Source organism: Streptomyces sp. NPDC001568, from assembly GCF_042893755.1.
Classification (GTDB): Bacteria; Actinomycetota; Actinomycetes; order Streptomycetales; family Streptomycetaceae; genus Streptomyces.
In genome coordinates this window covers 77,786-91,938 of the sequence record NZ_JBIAVF010000020.1, presented here as the reverse complement: position 1 = coordinate 91,938, position 14,153 = coordinate 77,786, and the positions used below count along the sequence as shown (strand labels likewise).

Annotated in this window: 19 protein-coding genes; 12 read left to right on the top strand and 7 right to left on the bottom strand. The window is 69.7% G+C overall.

What is annotated here, in order from left to right; translation table 11 throughout:
• Window positions 1–54 precede the first annotated feature (54 nt).
• Window positions 55–450 (bottom strand): MerR family transcriptional regulator, encoded by a 396-nt coding sequence (locus ACFY0I_RS31545; protein ID WP_388902132.1) that lies wholly within the window; start codon window positions 448–450, stop codon window positions 55–57.
• Between the two features lie 83 nt (window positions 451–533).
• Between ACFY0I_RS31545 and ACFY0I_RS31540 the strand changes: the two genes are divergently transcribed.
• The 6 genes from ACFY0I_RS31540 to ACFY0I_RS31515 all read left to right on the top strand — a co-directional run bounded on the left by ACFY0I_RS31540 (window position 534) and on the right by ACFY0I_RS31515 (window position 3,996).
• Window positions 534–1,187 carry a hypothetical protein gene (locus ACFY0I_RS31540; protein ID WP_388902130.1) on the top strand — a complete coding sequence of 218 codons (654 nt, stop codon included), beginning with the start codon at window positions 534–536 and terminating at the stop codon, window positions 1,185–1,187.
• 235 nt (window positions 1,188–1,422) lie between these two features.
• A complete protein-coding gene (locus ACFY0I_RS31535) occupies window positions 1,423–2,103 on the top strand; it encodes a hypothetical protein (RefSeq protein ID WP_388902320.1) in 681 nt (226 codons plus the stop codon).
• A gap of 191 nt (window positions 2,104–2,294) precedes the next feature.
• Complete coding sequence (locus ACFY0I_RS31530; protein ID WP_388902128.1) at window positions 2,295–2,666, top strand: hypothetical protein; 372 nt, start codon at window positions 2,295–2,297, stop codon at window positions 2,664–2,666.
• Entirely contained in the window at window positions 2,663–2,920 is a 258-nt protein-coding gene (locus ACFY0I_RS31525; protein WP_388902126.1) for a hypothetical protein, read from the top strand. Before ACFY0I_RS31530 ends, ACFY0I_RS31525 begins: the two co-directional genes overlap by 4 nt.
• Window positions 2,921–3,233: 313 nt before the next feature.
• Window positions 3,234–3,695, top strand: a complete 462-nt coding sequence (locus ACFY0I_RS31520) for a hypothetical protein (RefSeq protein ID WP_388902124.1) — start codon at window positions 3,234–3,236, stop codon at window positions 3,693–3,695.
• A 1-nt stretch (window position 3,696) separates the two neighbouring features.
• Entirely contained in the window at window positions 3,697–3,996 is a 300-nt protein-coding gene (locus ACFY0I_RS31515; RefSeq protein WP_388902122.1) for a hypothetical protein, read from the top strand.
• 321 nt (window positions 3,997–4,317) lie between these two features.
• Here ACFY0I_RS31515 and ACFY0I_RS31510 read toward each other — a convergent pair whose 3' ends face one another.
• A complete protein-coding gene (locus tag ACFY0I_RS31510) occupies window positions 4,318–5,061 on the bottom strand; it encodes an AraC family transcriptional regulator (RefSeq protein ID WP_388902318.1) in 744 nt (247 codons plus the stop codon).
• 55 nt (window positions 5,062–5,116) lie between these two features.
• Between ACFY0I_RS31510 and ACFY0I_RS31505 the strand changes: the two genes are divergently transcribed.
• Window positions 5,117–6,298, top strand: coding sequence for an MFS transporter (locus ACFY0I_RS31505; RefSeq protein WP_388902120.1), 1,182 nt, complete (start codon window positions 5,117–5,119; stop codon window positions 6,296–6,298).
• 60 nt (window positions 6,299–6,358) lie between these two features.
• On the opposite strand, the gene ACFY0I_RS31500 is transcribed toward ACFY0I_RS31505, so the two are convergent.
• Window positions 6,359–7,234 carry a hypothetical protein gene (locus ACFY0I_RS31500; protein WP_388902118.1) on the bottom strand — a complete coding sequence of 292 codons (876 nt, stop codon included), beginning with the start codon at window positions 7,232–7,234 and terminating at the stop codon, window positions 6,359–6,361.
• Window positions 7,235–7,503: 269 nt separating this feature from the next.
• Window positions 7,504–7,677 (bottom strand): CsbD family protein, encoded by a 174-nt coding sequence (locus tag ACFY0I_RS31495; RefSeq protein WP_281205717.1) that lies wholly within the window; start codon window positions 7,675–7,677, stop codon window positions 7,504–7,506.
• A 310-nt stretch (window positions 7,678–7,987) separates the two neighbouring features.
• On the opposite strand from ACFY0I_RS31495, the gene ACFY0I_RS31490 reads away from it, so the two are divergent.
• On the top strand, window positions 7,988–8,593 hold the full coding sequence (locus tag ACFY0I_RS31490; RefSeq protein WP_388902116.1) for a hypothetical protein: 606 nt from the start codon (window positions 7,988–7,990) through the stop codon (window positions 8,591–8,593).
• 128 nt (window positions 8,594–8,721) lie between these two features.
• On the opposite strand, the gene ACFY0I_RS31485 is transcribed toward ACFY0I_RS31490, so the two are convergent.
• Both ACFY0I_RS31485 and ACFY0I_RS31480 read right to left on the bottom strand, forming a co-directional pair.
• On the bottom strand, window positions 8,722–9,045 hold the full coding sequence (locus ACFY0I_RS31485) for a hypothetical protein (RefSeq protein WP_388902114.1): 324 nt from the start codon (window positions 9,043–9,045) through the stop codon (window positions 8,722–8,724).
• A complete protein-coding gene (locus tag ACFY0I_RS31480; RefSeq protein ID WP_388902112.1) occupies window positions 9,042–9,281 on the bottom strand; it encodes a hypothetical protein in 240 nt (79 codons plus the stop codon). The genes ACFY0I_RS31485 and ACFY0I_RS31480 overlap by 4 nt, the downstream gene beginning before the upstream one ends.
• A gap of 98 nt (window positions 9,282–9,379) precedes the next feature.
• On the opposite strand from ACFY0I_RS31480, the gene ACFY0I_RS31475 reads away from it, so the two are divergent.
• The 4 genes from ACFY0I_RS31475 to ACFY0I_RS31460 all read left to right on the top strand — a co-directional run bounded on the left by ACFY0I_RS31475 (window position 9,380) and on the right by ACFY0I_RS31460 (window position 13,233).
• Window positions 9,380–10,213 carry a hypothetical protein gene (locus ACFY0I_RS31475; RefSeq protein WP_388902110.1) on the top strand — a complete coding sequence of 278 codons (834 nt, stop codon included), beginning with the start codon at window positions 9,380–9,382 and terminating at the stop codon, window positions 10,211–10,213.
• A gap of 181 nt (window positions 10,214–10,394) precedes the next feature.
• Window positions 10,395–11,150 carry a hypothetical protein gene (locus tag ACFY0I_RS31470; RefSeq protein ID WP_388902108.1) on the top strand — a complete coding sequence of 252 codons (756 nt, stop codon included), beginning with the start codon at window positions 10,395–10,397 and terminating at the stop codon, window positions 11,148–11,150.
• 683 nt (window positions 11,151–11,833) lie between these two features.
• On the top strand, window positions 11,834–12,133 hold the full coding sequence (locus tag ACFY0I_RS31465) for a hypothetical protein (protein ID WP_388902106.1): 300 nt from the start codon (window positions 11,834–11,836) through the stop codon (window positions 12,131–12,133).
• Window positions 12,134–12,162: 29 nt separating this feature from the next.
• Window positions 12,163–13,233 carry a hypothetical protein gene (locus ACFY0I_RS31460; protein WP_388902105.1) on the top strand — a complete coding sequence of 357 codons (1,071 nt, stop codon included), beginning with the start codon at window positions 12,163–12,165 and terminating at the stop codon, window positions 13,231–13,233.
• A gap of 231 nt (window positions 13,234–13,464) precedes the next feature.
• Here ACFY0I_RS31460 and ACFY0I_RS31455 read toward each other — a convergent pair whose 3' ends face one another.
• Window positions 13,465–14,136, bottom strand: a complete 672-nt coding sequence (locus ACFY0I_RS31455) for a TetR/AcrR family transcriptional regulator (RefSeq protein WP_388902104.1) — start codon at window positions 14,134–14,136, stop codon at window positions 13,465–13,467.
• Window positions 14,137–14,153 lie beyond the last annotated feature (17 nt).

Here is a 14,153-nt window from a genome sequence, read left to right as displayed (position 1 = left end):
CCTCACCGCTGACATTGGTGTCAGGGGCAACCGGCTGAGACGCAGGTCACAGCATCAGGTCGACTGCGCCGCCGGTTCCGGGGCCGTGGACAGCTCCGCCCGGTGCCGGCTGTTGACCCTGATCAGCGCGTCGAGTGCATCCCGGGTCTCGATCAGGTGCGCGATGTCGGCGTCGATCCGGTCGCGCTCGCGCATCATCGCCGTGAACGTCTCCTCGGCGACGTCCAGGTCATCCGGGATGTCCACACACGGCAGCACAGTCGCGATCACCCGGCTGGACATCCCCGCGTCGAACAACTGCCGGATGAGCGAGACGCGCTGGACCGCGGCATCGGAATAGTGACGCTGCCCCGCGTCGGAGCGTGAACTGGTCAGCAGTCCCTGGTCTTCGTAGTACCGCAGTGAGCGCGCACTCGCGCCCGTGCGCTTGGCAAGCTCGCCTATCCGCATCCTCGAGAGCCTACGCCCGCGGCCTCCGGGTTCGGACCGGGCCCGGGCACCGGGCTGTCAGTGCCCCTTGGCAGCATGAACCCATGAGCAAGGTAGTGAACTACAGCATGGCGAACCGCGGTGAGATCGTGCGCTTCGTACCGGCACTGGAGCTGAGCGCCGACGAATCGCGGCGCCTGGACAACATGCGCGTCAGGGCGAAGGCACGTCAGGACGGCCTCGACCACCAGGGCGTGGACTGGGGGTTGTCGGTCCCGGACGCCTTGGAGGAGCTGGTCTCCGGCCGGACCGACTCCTCTGCCGATTACGCCGGCTGCGCCTATTACGCGGCCCTCCAGATCATCATCGACCACAACGCGAGCGACAGCGCGACCCTGGCGAGCTACCGGAGCCCCGTCACCTACTTCTCCGCCCTGGACGATGCCCTCAGCTCGGTGGGCGTCCCGGCCGACCTGCTGCCCTACCAGTACGTCTTCAGCGGCCCGCCCTCGGAGATCGGGTTCCACATACCCCATCCCCCGGAGGGCTCACCGGAGATCGGCTGCTGGCCCCTCGCGAAGGCAGGCCCCGCGGTGGAGGCCTACCGCGCGGTACTGGACCAGGTCGACGCCGATCTCCGGTACGACCTCGGGGAACTCATCGGGGCCCTCGACAGCTGGGCCTCGGAGTGGAACGAGGGCGAAGGCGCCTGGTGGTGGGCCGAGGACGGCTCGATCTTCTTCTCGATCACCGGCTGACCCACGGAGGAAGCGGCTGCCGAGGAAGCGGCCGCTCCTTCCGGGTCAGGTCCAGCCGAGTTCGGTGCAGGGGCGGCCGACGGCTGTCGCCGCCCCTGCACCACCACGGGGGCTGATACGGGTGGGCGCGCGTATGCAACCGTCGCGAGTTGCCCACCCGGACCCGGCGCTGCCACTGAGCGTGACAGCCTCGGGCGAGGTTCTGGGTGTCAGGGGCATCCGGTTTGATGAGCGCATGACTGTCCATGACGTAGCTCGCCGGCTCCCTTCCATCGCTGACCTGCGCAACCTCTGCCGCTCACTGGCGATGCTCGATGCGATCCTGAGCCCGAACTGGGAAGGCCGGTACCACTCCTTCAATGCCGGCTGGGGCGACGGCGAGGAGATGGCGTCGATGCGCAACGGGTCGGGGAACGAGTACTCGGTCGTGTTCTCGGCGGCCGGGGTTCATGTCCGTGGCTTCGACCACGAAGCACCGATGAGCCCGTACGGCAACGATGGCGAGCCCTGGCCGGGAGTGATCGACGAGGTTCCGGAGGTGTTCAAGCCCTTCGTGGAAGAGCCGGCGTTCACCGACGAGGACGACGTCCCCGTGGTGACTGCCTGCCTGTGGCGGGAGACGACGGACGATCGGTGGCGGCACGGCGTGATCGACTTTCCCGCCGGGTGGTCCGACCCCGACGGGGCAACGGGCCTGTTCGGGCTCCTGGTCGACCGCTCGCCGGAGGCGTTCCAGCGCTTCGCCGAGGACTACTACGAGGTTCCCGTGGACCTGGAAGCGGTGCGCGACGTGTATGCCTTGCGACCGCTGAGCCAGAAGCTCGTGTCATCGCTGAACGCGGAGGTTACCCTCGCAGACCTGGCCGAGGACATCTCCGAGATCGGCTACCCGCGGCCGACCCGGGACGAGGTCTGAGCTTCAACCGTCGGTGACTCGATGGAGAGTCCAGCCGGATGGTGACCGTAAGGGGTCGCCGCGGCGCACCGACTCCCCGTCCGCCGGCTGCCTGAGGAGACAACGGTCCGGCTCAGCGGTGCGCGGGCACAAGGGTGAGAAATGATCACGGGATTGTCGGTAGGTTCGGACTCCAGACGGAAGGAGCACCCGTGGCACCGGCACCCCAGCACCACACCGCGGACGATCTGATCCCCCGGCCGGAACGCACGGCAGGCGCCTTGCGTGCTGCCCTGGCCAGAGTTGATCCGTCCCGACTGGACGAGATGCAGCGGACGATGGACGAAGCCTTCTCCCAGGCCATCGACCACAAGTCGCTCGCCCCGATCCAGGCGTGGCTGCTGGTCTGGGCTCAGAACATCGAGATCGCCCGGCGTGTGGACCTGCGCACGCGCCACCAGCACGCGCAGGCTGTACTGACCTCGTACGACAAGCACGAGCACGATGACGAAGACGCCGTGAACAAGGCGCTCGCCGAGATCAGCGCCGTCCTTGATGAAGCCCAGCAGGCGGTGCGCGGTTGAGTTGGAAGTGGGAGTACGCCTTCAGCGCCGAGGCGACCGCCCGGACAGCACCGGCCCCGTTCTTGCGGGAAGTGGAGAAGAAGGCGGACGAGCTGCTCCGCATGTGCGAAGTCTCCTATCTCCACGCACGCGACCACCAAGGCCTCGACCCCAAAGGTGGCACACTCACGATTCCCGGCGGAATGATCACCTACCAGGTCGTCGTCCGTCGCGAGCGCGTGTACATCCTCCAGATCACCGCTCTGGAGTGGTGATCTGGGCACGGGGCAGGTAGCACGGCGCGAGACCGCGACCGGCTGCACCCCTACCCCCACCCCGACACCGGGTACGGCCCTACGCCCTGCCCGGCCTGGACGCGAGCCACCCTTCCGGCGCAGCCCTCACGGAAGCGCGTGCAGGCGGAAGTCCTGATTGGTATGACGGCGTCACACGGCAGAACCCGCGTGCACTCACGCGAGTGGTTTCCGCTCCGCTCGCCCACTGCTTCCTTGACCTCCTGGGACGCGCTGGGAAAGGTGGCCGCCGGGGCAGCAGTGATTGCGCCACCGTGGAAGGGGAGGTCATGACATGACAGCCGGGCTCGGGCAGATCCTCGTGGCCACTGCCGCCACATGTGCCGCTCTCTGTACGGGCGTTCCTGCGGCATCGGCGGCCGACAACCCCAACCCCATCAGCTGGAGCATCCATTCGACTCATGTCGGTCCAGGAGGTGAGGACATCCCACTTCGTGTCGGCCAAGCCGATGCCGGCGGTGTGGACGGCTTCGGTAAGCGCCACATCGAGTCCGGACACGGGGATGAGATCTCCAGCTGGAGCAACATGAAGCAGGACATCGACAAGACGCTCTCCCGCGGCCGGTGCTCCGCGTCGGGCAGCAAGACCACCTGTGACCTGAGCAGCCGCACCTTCTCGAATCCGAGAGCCGGAGGCATGAAGGTGGTGTTCACCGAGCGGGTGGACTCCCGGTCGAAGGATCGGCGACCCGTCGGGGTCATCACCGCCTACTACTACGGCTGCGGATGCCGTTGACATGACGGACCGTGAAGCACTTGACGGCTATCTCGACGAGTTCCGCACCGAGGTCGCTGAAGGTCTGCGGCCTGCGCTTGCCGAGCGCGGCGCTCGGCTCCTCGGTCTCTCCTTCTCCGAAGAGAGCGACGGAATCTGGACCGAAGCGGTCATCGACCTACCGGGACGGTCCGATGCGTGGACACGCCGCAGACTGATCGTGCCCGGGCCAGGTCCTGACAAGGACGCGTGGCTCGCCGGAGCGGTGTTCTCCTCAGCCGTGATCGAGGACCTCGACCGGTACGGGCCTTCCGACGGCTGAACCAGCTGCCATGCCGAGCAAGTTCCGAGCGAATGCGGAAACGGCGGCGTGCCTGCCCATGGAATCGCTGTCCGGCCTCGTCGTTGGCGTACGCGCCGTGGTCGTACGGGTCGTTCAAGCCCTGCCGTGCCGCGCGGGTCACTCGGGCGGCCAAGGCAGCGGCGTCGAGTTCGGGTGACTGCCGTGAACGCGCAGGCGAGCCGGACCGCCGGCGGAGTGGACGTCCAGGCGCGCGCTACGAGGACGTCGTCCCGCGCTTCCCGCTCCAGCACAAGGACCTCAACCTGCCGGGTCGCTGCGGCTCGGCGGCCGGATCCTGCGTCAGATGGTGGGGCGGGTGCCGGGGGTGTGGCCGAAGGTGCGGTGGAAGACGTCGATGAAGGTGCTGGCGGATGACCAGCCGCAGCGGTGGGCGACCGTCGTGACGGGGGTCTCGGCGGCCAGGAGGATCAGGGCGTGGTGGAGCCTGACCTGGGTGCGCCACCGGGGGTAGGTGAGGCCGAGGTCGTCGCGCAGGCGGCGCGACAGGGTGCGGGCGCTGGTACCGATCTCGCGTCCGAGGTCGTCCAGGGAGCGGTTGTCGGCCGGGTCGGCGCGCAGGATGTCGTGGAGTTCGCGCAGCAGCGGGTCGGTGGGGATCGGCAGGTGCAGGGGTTGCTCCGGGGAGCGGGCGAGCTGGTCGAGCATGACGGCGCGCAGGCGCAGGCCGGGTGGGCTGTCGTGGTCGGGGTCGCGGGTGTGGGCGACGATGAGTTCGCGCAGGAGGGGGCTGACGGTGAGGACGGCCGGTTCGTCGAGGCCGAGGGGGTTCTCGGTGGTGGGCAGGCCGACGAGGTGGAGATCGAGTTCGCCGTGCGCCTGATGCTGGTGGACGGTGCCCGCGGGGATCCACAGCGCGCGGGTGGCGGGTGCGATCCAGGAACCGGCGTCGGTGGTGACCGCGATGGTGCCCCGCCCGGCGTAGACGACCTGGTGGTCGTCGTGCCGGTGCGCGTCGATCCGGCCGCCGGACGCCAGACGTTGCGTTCGGGTCGGCGCAACGGACTCGTGGCGGATGTTCTGCATCATCTGTCAGATTATCGAAAGCGCGACACGGTGTGCCTCTCGCAGCATGGGATGAATGCGAAGGAACACATCGATCTCCCTGCTGGCCGTGGGCCACGCCTGCGTTGACATCTACCAGGGCGCCGTCGCGGCGCTGATCCCGTTCTTCGTGGCCGAACGGGACTACACCTACGCGGTCGCCTCCGGCATCGTGCTGGCCGCGTCCCTGCTGTCCTCGGTGGCCCAGCCGGTGTTCGGTGCGCTCACCGACCGGTGGGCGATGCCGTGGCTGCTGCCGGTCAGCACCCTGCTGGGAGGGGTGGGCATCGCGTTGAGCGGATTGAGCGGCTCCTACGGGCTCACCCTGTTCTTCGTCGCCATCTCGGGCGTCGGCGTGGCCGCTTACCACCCGGAATCCGCCCGCGTGGCCCGGCTGGCCAGTGCGGGCAGTCACAGTGCGATGGGCTGGTTCTCCCTCGGCGGCAACATCGGCTTCGCACTCGCCCCGCTCATGGTGGCGGCCGTGATCGGACAGGGCTCCCTGCGTTGGACACCCGTACTCGTCCTCCCGGCACTCGTCGGCGTCGCCCTGTGCGTACCCGTCCTGCGGATGCTCGCCCGACCCCGGGCCGGCGCGGCCGGGGCCCGGGCGCCCCGTGGCGCGGACGACGTGGCCGCGTTCGTGAAGCTGTCCCTGGCGGTCGTCTTCCGCTCCATCGTCTTCATCGGCCTGAGCACGTTCATCTCCCTCTACGCCCGGCAACGCGTGCAGGACAGCACCACCGCGGGGACCGCCGCCCTGTTCCTGCTGTTCCTGGGCGGCGCGGTCGGCTCGATCCTGGGCGGATCCCTGGCCGACCGCTACGACCGTGTCCACGTCTGCCGCTGGTCCTACCTGCTCTCCGTCGTCGCCGTCGCCGGAGTGATCCACGTGCCCGGCCCGGCCATGTTCCTCTTCGTGGCCCTCACCTCGGCCGGCCTGTACGTTCCGTTCTCGCTCCAGGTAACCCTCGGCCAGGACTACTTGCCCTCCCGCATCGGCACCGCAAGCGGCGTCACGCTCGGCCTCACCGTCAGCATCGGCGGCCTCGTCAGCCCGCTGCTGGGACACCTCGCCGACACCACCTCCCTGAAGGCCGCCCTCACTCCCCTGATCGCCATGCCCGCCCTGAGTTGGCTCCTCTTCCGCGCCCTGCCCGAACCCACGGCCCCCGCGCTCCGAACCGCCGCACCCGCACCCGTACGGCAGGAAGCGTAGGGCTGCCCGCGTGGAGCTGCGCGCACGGTGCGCGAAAGCTGGTCGGCGTACCTCTCCGCCTCAGCCCTGGGGCCGGTCGCCCGGCGAGTGGGTGGTCGCGTCGGCGGAGAGGTGGGGGGCGATCTCTTCGAGGTCGGGGTGGGTGGAGGCGACCGCGCGCAGGATGCGGATGAGGGATTGGGGTTCCAGGGGGCGGCCGTTGACGGTGGTGAAGAGGTGGCCGGTGTCGTCGCGGGCGGTGGCGCGGTGGGGGAGGTATTCGTCGATGGCGCGGACGGCGTCGTGGTGGACGGGCTGGAGGCGGGTTGCGTCGGAGGCGGCGTTCTTCTGGGGGACGTCCCAGGTGGTGCGGTGCTGTTCCTGGTGGCGGCCGTTCAGGCGCATGGCGGTGATCTGGCCGGGGCGCAGGATGTCGTCGGCGCCGTGCCGGTTCCAGAGGTAGTGATTGAGACTGAGGTAGACGAGGGCGCGGGCGCGGTGGGGGCCTTCGCGGCGGGTGCCGGGGTAGCGGTCGGCGGCCTGGGCGAGCCAGCGGCACTGGTCGGGGGTGAGGAGTTCGCGGCCGGGCAGGCCGGCGGCGAAGTTTCCGCCGGTTTGGAACTGGAGGGACTTGGCGGTGCCGGGCGGTACGAGGTCGGGGCCGCCGGCGGCTGCGGGGGTCTCGGCCCAGCGGTAGAAGGAGCGGACGGCTCCGCAGGCGGCGTCGCGTGAGCGCGCGGCGGTCGCGTAGTCGATGGCCCAGTTCTGCAGCGTCATGGGGGTGGGCTGGAGGTACAGGTCGGGGTCCGGGCGTCCTTCGAGCCCGCAGCCGACGGTGAGCCAGTGCAGGACGGCGGGCCGGTAGTGCTCCAGGGCCTGGTAGCCGAAGTACCCGTTCGCCTCGGAGTTCGGGCCGGCCAGCCACTCGTCGACCAGGGCGGTGGGGTCGTGATCCATCGGACCAAAATAGCGGTGCCCGCCGGCGTCGTGACCGGGGTCGGCATCCTGACCGGGGCCGGCGTCGGCGTCGGGGCGCGGGCGGGCGCGCGGGGCCTCACGCCGGCTTCGTAGCCGGATCGGGTCTCCACCGGTGACCGCCACCCGTACGCCCCTTCCTCCACGGCTCGTCGCCGCTCCGGACCTTCCCGGGGGCGGACGCGGCTGAGCCCCGGCCCGGGGGGAGGGGGTCGGGACTCAGCCGGTATGCGGGGCGTTCGCCCGTCAGGTCAGTGGCGGAAGGCGTCCTTGACGTCTTCCTTGGCGTGCCGCGCCTTGCCCTTGGCCTGGTCGGCCCGGCCCTCGGCGGTCATGCGCTCGTTGCCCACGGCCCTTCCGACGGTCTCCTCGACCTTGCCCTTGGCCGTCTCGGCGTGCGCCTTGCTCTTCTCCGTACCCGACATGGGGACCTCCTCGTGTAGTACCGGCTTGGTCGTAACGCTCTCCTGCTCACGATCGCCATAGGCAAACCCCCACGATCCGAAAGACGTTCAAGGCCGAGTCGGCGGTCTGCGACCTCGCATCCGGAACCGGTCCTGTGCTGCGGCGCGCGCCCGCTCAGCGACGCCGGATGCGGGAGTTCGGCGTGCACCTTGCGCCGATACCGGGCGGGTCTCTTTCGCGGATCGGGCCCACCGGCCGTGCCGGACGCGGCATCGTCGGAATCCGGCGGCCCCGGCAGGGGCCACGGGGGCGAGGCGGCGGAGGGGTGTTGTGGGCAAGCGGGAGACATGGACGACGGACGAGTTCGGCACGTCCCACGAGGGTGCGGTCGGTGTGGTCCTGGCCGACGGCAGCGTCCCGGAGCCGGTGTACTTCGATTCCGGCTCCGGGACGGGCGGCCGGTCGGTGTCGCAGTGGTCCGTCTACGACGGCCGGTACCCGCGCGGGCCGCGGGCGGCCGCCGTGCGCGCGGTCTGTTCCTGCGGCTGGACGGGCGCCGAGCACCCTCTGGACTGGACGGCGATCGGGAACCAGGAGCTCGTGGAGGCCGGTGATCCGCAGGCGGACGCGTGCGTACGGGACTGGGACGAGCACACCGAGCAGGTCGAGGCGACCACCGTGCCCCTGCCGGATGCGGTCACCGGCCTGCTGGAACGGCTGGAGGAAGAGATCGAACGGCTGACGAAGACATCCCCGGTCGCCGGCCTCCGGGCCGCCCGCCGGATGGAGGTCACCGCGGGACGCGTCGGCTACTGGGCGGCCCGCGGAACCCGCGCCGACCTGAGCACCGCACGGGCCGCGGCGGCGCTGGGCCTGGACGAGAACGCCGCACGCGCCCTGCTGGCCCGCCTCGGCGGATGGAACCCGTACGCCTGACCCGACTACGTGCGCGGCAGGGGGCGCGTAGTCGGCGGCGGCCCGGGTGGAGGGTCCGGCCCGGAACCGGGGACGGGAGCTTTCGTATCGTCGTCGCCTCCGGTGGACGGCTCGTCCGCCGGTGCTGATCAGGGCTGTTCAGGGCGTACGGGAATGATGCGGCCGTCCACGTACCGCGTCACCAGCAACGGCTCCCCGTTGGGTGCGGCGGCGGCGTGGCTTTGCAGTTCGCGCCGGGCCGTGCGGCTCCACCCGCCGACGGTGGCCGCCCAGTGCGGATGGGAGTCGATGCCCAGGCTGGTCCGCAGCAGCTCCATGCGCATCGCGTGGCCGTCGGCCGGCGGGGAGGCCGCCAGCCGGTTGAAGAGCCGTGTCCAATGTTGCTGGAGCGCGACCAGGTCGTCCGGGAAGCCGGCGGCCGACGCTCCCGGACCGTCCTGACCGGTGCTCACGCCGCGGTCCCCCAGCCACGCGCCCGCGCCCGGCGGCGCAGGTCCGCGCCACCGGCCCGGGAACGCCCCGGGGCCGACCAGTACGGGTGGGCGTGAATGCGACAGGAAAGCCTGATCAGGCGCCGCCGCAGGACGTCCGTACCGGACCCGGCGGGTGCGTGGGCGAGGGCGCGGTATGTCGTCAGCCAGGCGGCTTGCAGGGACAGCAGATCGTCGGGGAAGCGGAGCGGGTCCATCCATTCAGTGAAACACGTGTTCGAATTACCGCGCCATGTGGCAGGGACCCTCTCCCCGCCGAGTTGTGACCCAGCGCTGTAGGTGGCCGGATCCCGCGATGAGTACCTGGAATCGTGGCGAGGCCGAGTCCTGGGCCGACGCGATGTCGTACGCCCTCGTACAGCACTACGGCAGCTGGACCGGTCCTGACACGGTGGTGGTCGACGACATCGCGGAGCAGCTTGCGCTCTCTCTGCAGCCGGCCGACGGCCGTGCGCGCTCAGACGCGCCGGCTCAAGACCACCTGCAGCGCTGGCTCGCGGTACGCGAATCGGTGCCGTGGCATGAGATCCCGGACGACGGCGCGGACGGACCGGTGGCGCCCCTTCGCGACGGCGCGGCGGAGGACATCCGGGCCTTCGATGGCGCCGTCGACCCTGCCCGAGCCCAAGGCCTACTCAGCGCCCTGGAACTGGCCCGAGCCGATGCAGCACGCGGAGCGCGGCTCGACTTCGCACTGCTCAGCAGCTGGCAGCGGCACGTCCTGGGCGCCCCGCAGCCGCCACGGTTCCGCACCTTGCCCGCCTTCGCCAAGGGAAGCCGGGAACGCTACGGCAGCGGATCGGACACGCCTGCCCGCTTCGACGCGTGCCTGGCCGAGAGCGCCTGCGATGTGGGCCGACCTCTCGGGCTGACCGCCCGCGCCGCCCGTGCCTATCTCGACGTCTGCTTCTTCCTCCCTTCGACGACGGCAACGCCCGCATCCGCCTTCCTCGCCCTCGTCTTCGTCCTCGCCCTCGTCGGCATCGCACTCGACGGAGTCGGCCTCCTGCGCCGCGTTACCTTCGAGGCCGACGCCCCGCAGGACCCGCTGATCCTTGTTCGCTACATCAACGGCCATCTAGCGGAGACCCGACGCCGCAGCGCCGACTCGGCCGGCTCGGCGAGGTGAACCTCAGTCGGCGACCGTCGCCAAGTACACCGCTGAGCCACAGGAGGTGTGACTGAGCGCCGTAGTCGGCACCTGAGCGTTCTTGTTGGCCCTGGTGCGCATCGTGCTTGGCCCCATGCCCGGGTCAGCCCGGTGGGTGGGCCACGTCGGAACGCGAAGGGGCCCCCTCTACCCTGGCCCGATGATGGATGCGGATGCGCGTGACTTCCGGGTCGGCGACGTGTTGTCGATCGCCTGCCCCTTCACACCGGCCAGAGTCGAGCAGGGCGTGACCTGGGGCAATGTGTCCGTGCGCTGGCCCTGGTGGGAAATCGACAGCGCCAGCGACTTCTTCCACTGGAACGGCGTCGTTGCCCTGGGCGTGGACACCGGTGAGTACGTCGCGCCTGACGTGCAGGCCGAACTGTTCCGTACCGAACCGCCGCCCCAACATCTGAAGGCGGGAGACATCTGTCGGGTTGGAGTGCCACCGACCGTGGTCCACGTGATGGCCGTCGATCACCATGACCCGCCCCTTGAGACGGGTTGGTTGCCCCGCCCGCGGCAGACGGTGGCGGTGCTGCGCCGCGGCGTGTCCTTCCGCGATTTTCCGGACGGGAGCCACCTCGACGGCTCGGGATACACCATTCATCCCGACGACGGGATCCCCTTCACCTTTGAACTGCTGCTGCGGCCGTACGCCCACCTCGACCTGGGTGATGAGGTCGCCGACGCCACTGGCCGGGCATGGCGCTTCGACGGCCCCTGGGAGTGGACACCCTTCGATGGCGAGCCAGTCGGCACGGGACCCGGGTGGCCCCTGGTCTTGCTCACCCGCGCAGGAGCGCCATGCTCCATCGAGCAAGCCGAGGCAGTGGCCGCGAGCACGGTGAGCGGTACGCACCAGGAGACGGTCCGAGAGTGGATGTCGCTCACGGCGGCCTCCCCGACACCCTGACCGACGACGGCGGCTCAGCCGTCGCCTTCCTGATCACGGACCACGCATATCAGCCCTCTGCGGCATTTCTGCAGGTCAACGACGTCTGTGATGGAGCGTTCCAGTTGTCCATCGGGGCCAACTACAGCGCTAAGTCACACGAGTGGTGACTTAGTCGGGCCGAAGCGGTCTGACCGGCGGATCCCACCCGCCGGGACCCCGAGCCCCGGCAATGGGGTCTGAACCATGCCCACCACCCCGTCGACCGCGAACACCGAACCAGGCTACGGACCAGGAATCCTTGAGGCCTTCCGCACCGTGGTGACCGACCGCTTCGCCGACAGGCCGGCTCCCGCGCATGCGGAACCCTTGTTCGCCGACGCCCCCTTCGACTCCGATCGGGAGTTCCTGGGGGACTTCTACAACGAGATCCTGCACCAGGACACCTGCGACGAGCACACGCACGAGGGCGTGCGCCTTCTCGCTGTGCCGGCGGCCGACGACCGTGTTCCTCCGCGCGAGCGGGTGGCGCTGGTGTCCTTGCCGTTCTCCATCGCGACCGTGACCGAGCGGCACGAGGCCGGATGCCGGCCCCGGACACATCCCCACGCGCATGCTTCCGCTGAGGAACGCGCCCGGGTATCCGTCCAAGCGGCCCTTCCTCACCTCCTGGCCGGTGGGAGACAGAGTGCGTCACCGTCCGCTTGGCCCTGGCGGCGATCGCGGCGGCCCTCCCGTCAGCCGACGCGTCCCAGGACCTGCTGCCCGAACTGCGGACGCCGGCCGGCGAGTTCCCGGGCTGGACCCTGCCCGGGGACTACGTGCGCCTGGCGGGGACCATCACGGTCGGCAACCGGCAGAGCGTCCTCACTGCGGTTGAGGCCCTCGCCCGCCTGAACTGGAGGCCGACAGCGAGGTCGGCGCCCCTCGTGGGCCGGGCTCTCCACCTCCTCGACCAGATGCTGGGCCGGCTCAGGGCAACCACGAAGACGCAAGATCGCTGAGCCGAGAGCCTGGTGGCAAGATCACCAGTATGAGTTTCGTACGAACTACTCCGCCGCGGCCTGTCGAGGTGACAGCGGTCTTTCCCGAGCTGGCGCCGTTGGCGCGTCCTGCGATGCGGCTGCATCCGCGCCCGGGATCGCCGTCGGTCAGGGACAGCTCGGTCGGCGGGCCGCTGCTGTGGCCGGCAGGGGAGCCGTGGCCGCACTGTGAGGACGGGCACCTCCACGTAGACAGTGGATTCCGCCGGTCACCGACCGAAGTGCGGCTCGAGAGGCTCTTGCAAGCCCGGTGGCGCACCGACGTCCAGGCCACGCTCACTCCCGAAGAGGAAGCGCTCAAGGAGCGCAATGCCGCGTGGCTCGCCAGACGGCTCGACACCGGCCCTCCCGGGCCCGCCGAAAGCCCGGTCCCGATGCTGCCCGTGGCCCAGCTGTTCCTCCGTGACATACCCCTGTTGCGGCCGCCCGGACAGGCCGATCTGCTTCAGATTCTGTGGTGCCCTTACGAGCACGATCCGGATTACAAGCCGGCGACCGCACTGTTCTGGCGGTCGGCCGCTGAGGTCGGTGACATCGTCAGCACACCACCGGAACCGTACGAGGCGGACTATCCGGGTTATGTGCCGGAGCCGTGCTTGCTGGCGCCAGAAACGATCACCGAGTACCCCAACAGCCTGGATCTGAGCCCGGAGCTGCGGCTGGCGCTGGAGGACTGGAACCGGTGGCAGGCAGCCGACGCAGGCGTGGACAACTCCTACGCAGAGTATCCCCGCGACTTCTACTCCATCCATCTGGGCAACGCACCCGGCTGGAAGGTCGGCGGCTGGCCCCCGTGGGGCCGCACCGACCCGAACCCCCGGCACTGCGCAGTGTGCGAGACACAGATGGTTCCGCTGCTGACGATCGCGTCCTGGGAGTGGGACGGCGGTGAAGGCCGCAGCTGGGCACCGCAGGAGGACCAGGCCGACGCCGCCGGTTCTCACTACGCGGGCCATAACCCCTCGCAGCCGACGAAGGTAGAAGTGGGCAGCACGGACAACATGCAGATCTACGTCTGCCCGGCCTCCCCCGAACATCCGCACACCGACCTGATCCAATGAGCTGTCCCAGCCGGCCTCGTCCCCCGTAACCCGTGGCAGAAGGGGCGTTCTCGCCATGGCGGGCCTCCATGGCGGGCTTCCATGGAGGCGATCACCCGCTGACGGAGAACCGTACGTCTACGGACAAGCGCGGCGAGCAGGGCCTCCGCTTGCTCGTCGAGCCGGGTGAGCTTCAACGTGTCACCAGCTCCATCTCGTCATGCAGTTGATGCGCGAGGCGACGGGAAATCGTCAGCGGATGGCGAGTAGTCCGTCCACCAATGCTCCGAGCCCGTCCAGGTAAGTGTCCTCGCCCGTCAGCAGTGCCCAGCGGTCCGCGATCCGTGCCAATCGGGGCAGCTCACCCGGGTCGAGATTGCCGAACACTTGCTCCCGGTAGGTCCCTCGGTCGTCGTCTGCGCGCCGCCGGGCCGCTGTCGCCCGGACCACGATCTCTCCAGCGGTGTAGTACCAGATCGCGCGGTAACCGTGCACGGCCCGCTCGGGGGAGAGTCCGCATTCGACCAAGCCGTCGACGATCTGCTCGACGAACCACAGCGCTGACGTGGACATCAGGTCATCGGCGGTCAGCACTTCCACGATCCAGGGACAGGCGGCGAGCGCCTCGTGGATCGAGGCGGCGGCAACGACGACCCGCTCGCGAGGGTGGGCGGGCAGTTCGGGTCGGCGCAGCGCCCGCGCGGCGTAGTCATCCAGCAGCAGGACAAGCAGTTCTTCCTTGTTGCGGACGTGGTGGTAGAGCGCCATCGGCGTGCTGCCGATCTCCGTGGCCAACCGCCGCATGGTCAGCCGGTCCACGCCTTCCTCGGTCACGATCCGGCGAGCCGTCCCGATGACCTCCTCGCGGGAGATACGGGGGGGTCGGCCAGGGGATTTGCGCGGTGCGGACGGCTGCGGTGGCATGGCCCCATCATTCCCCA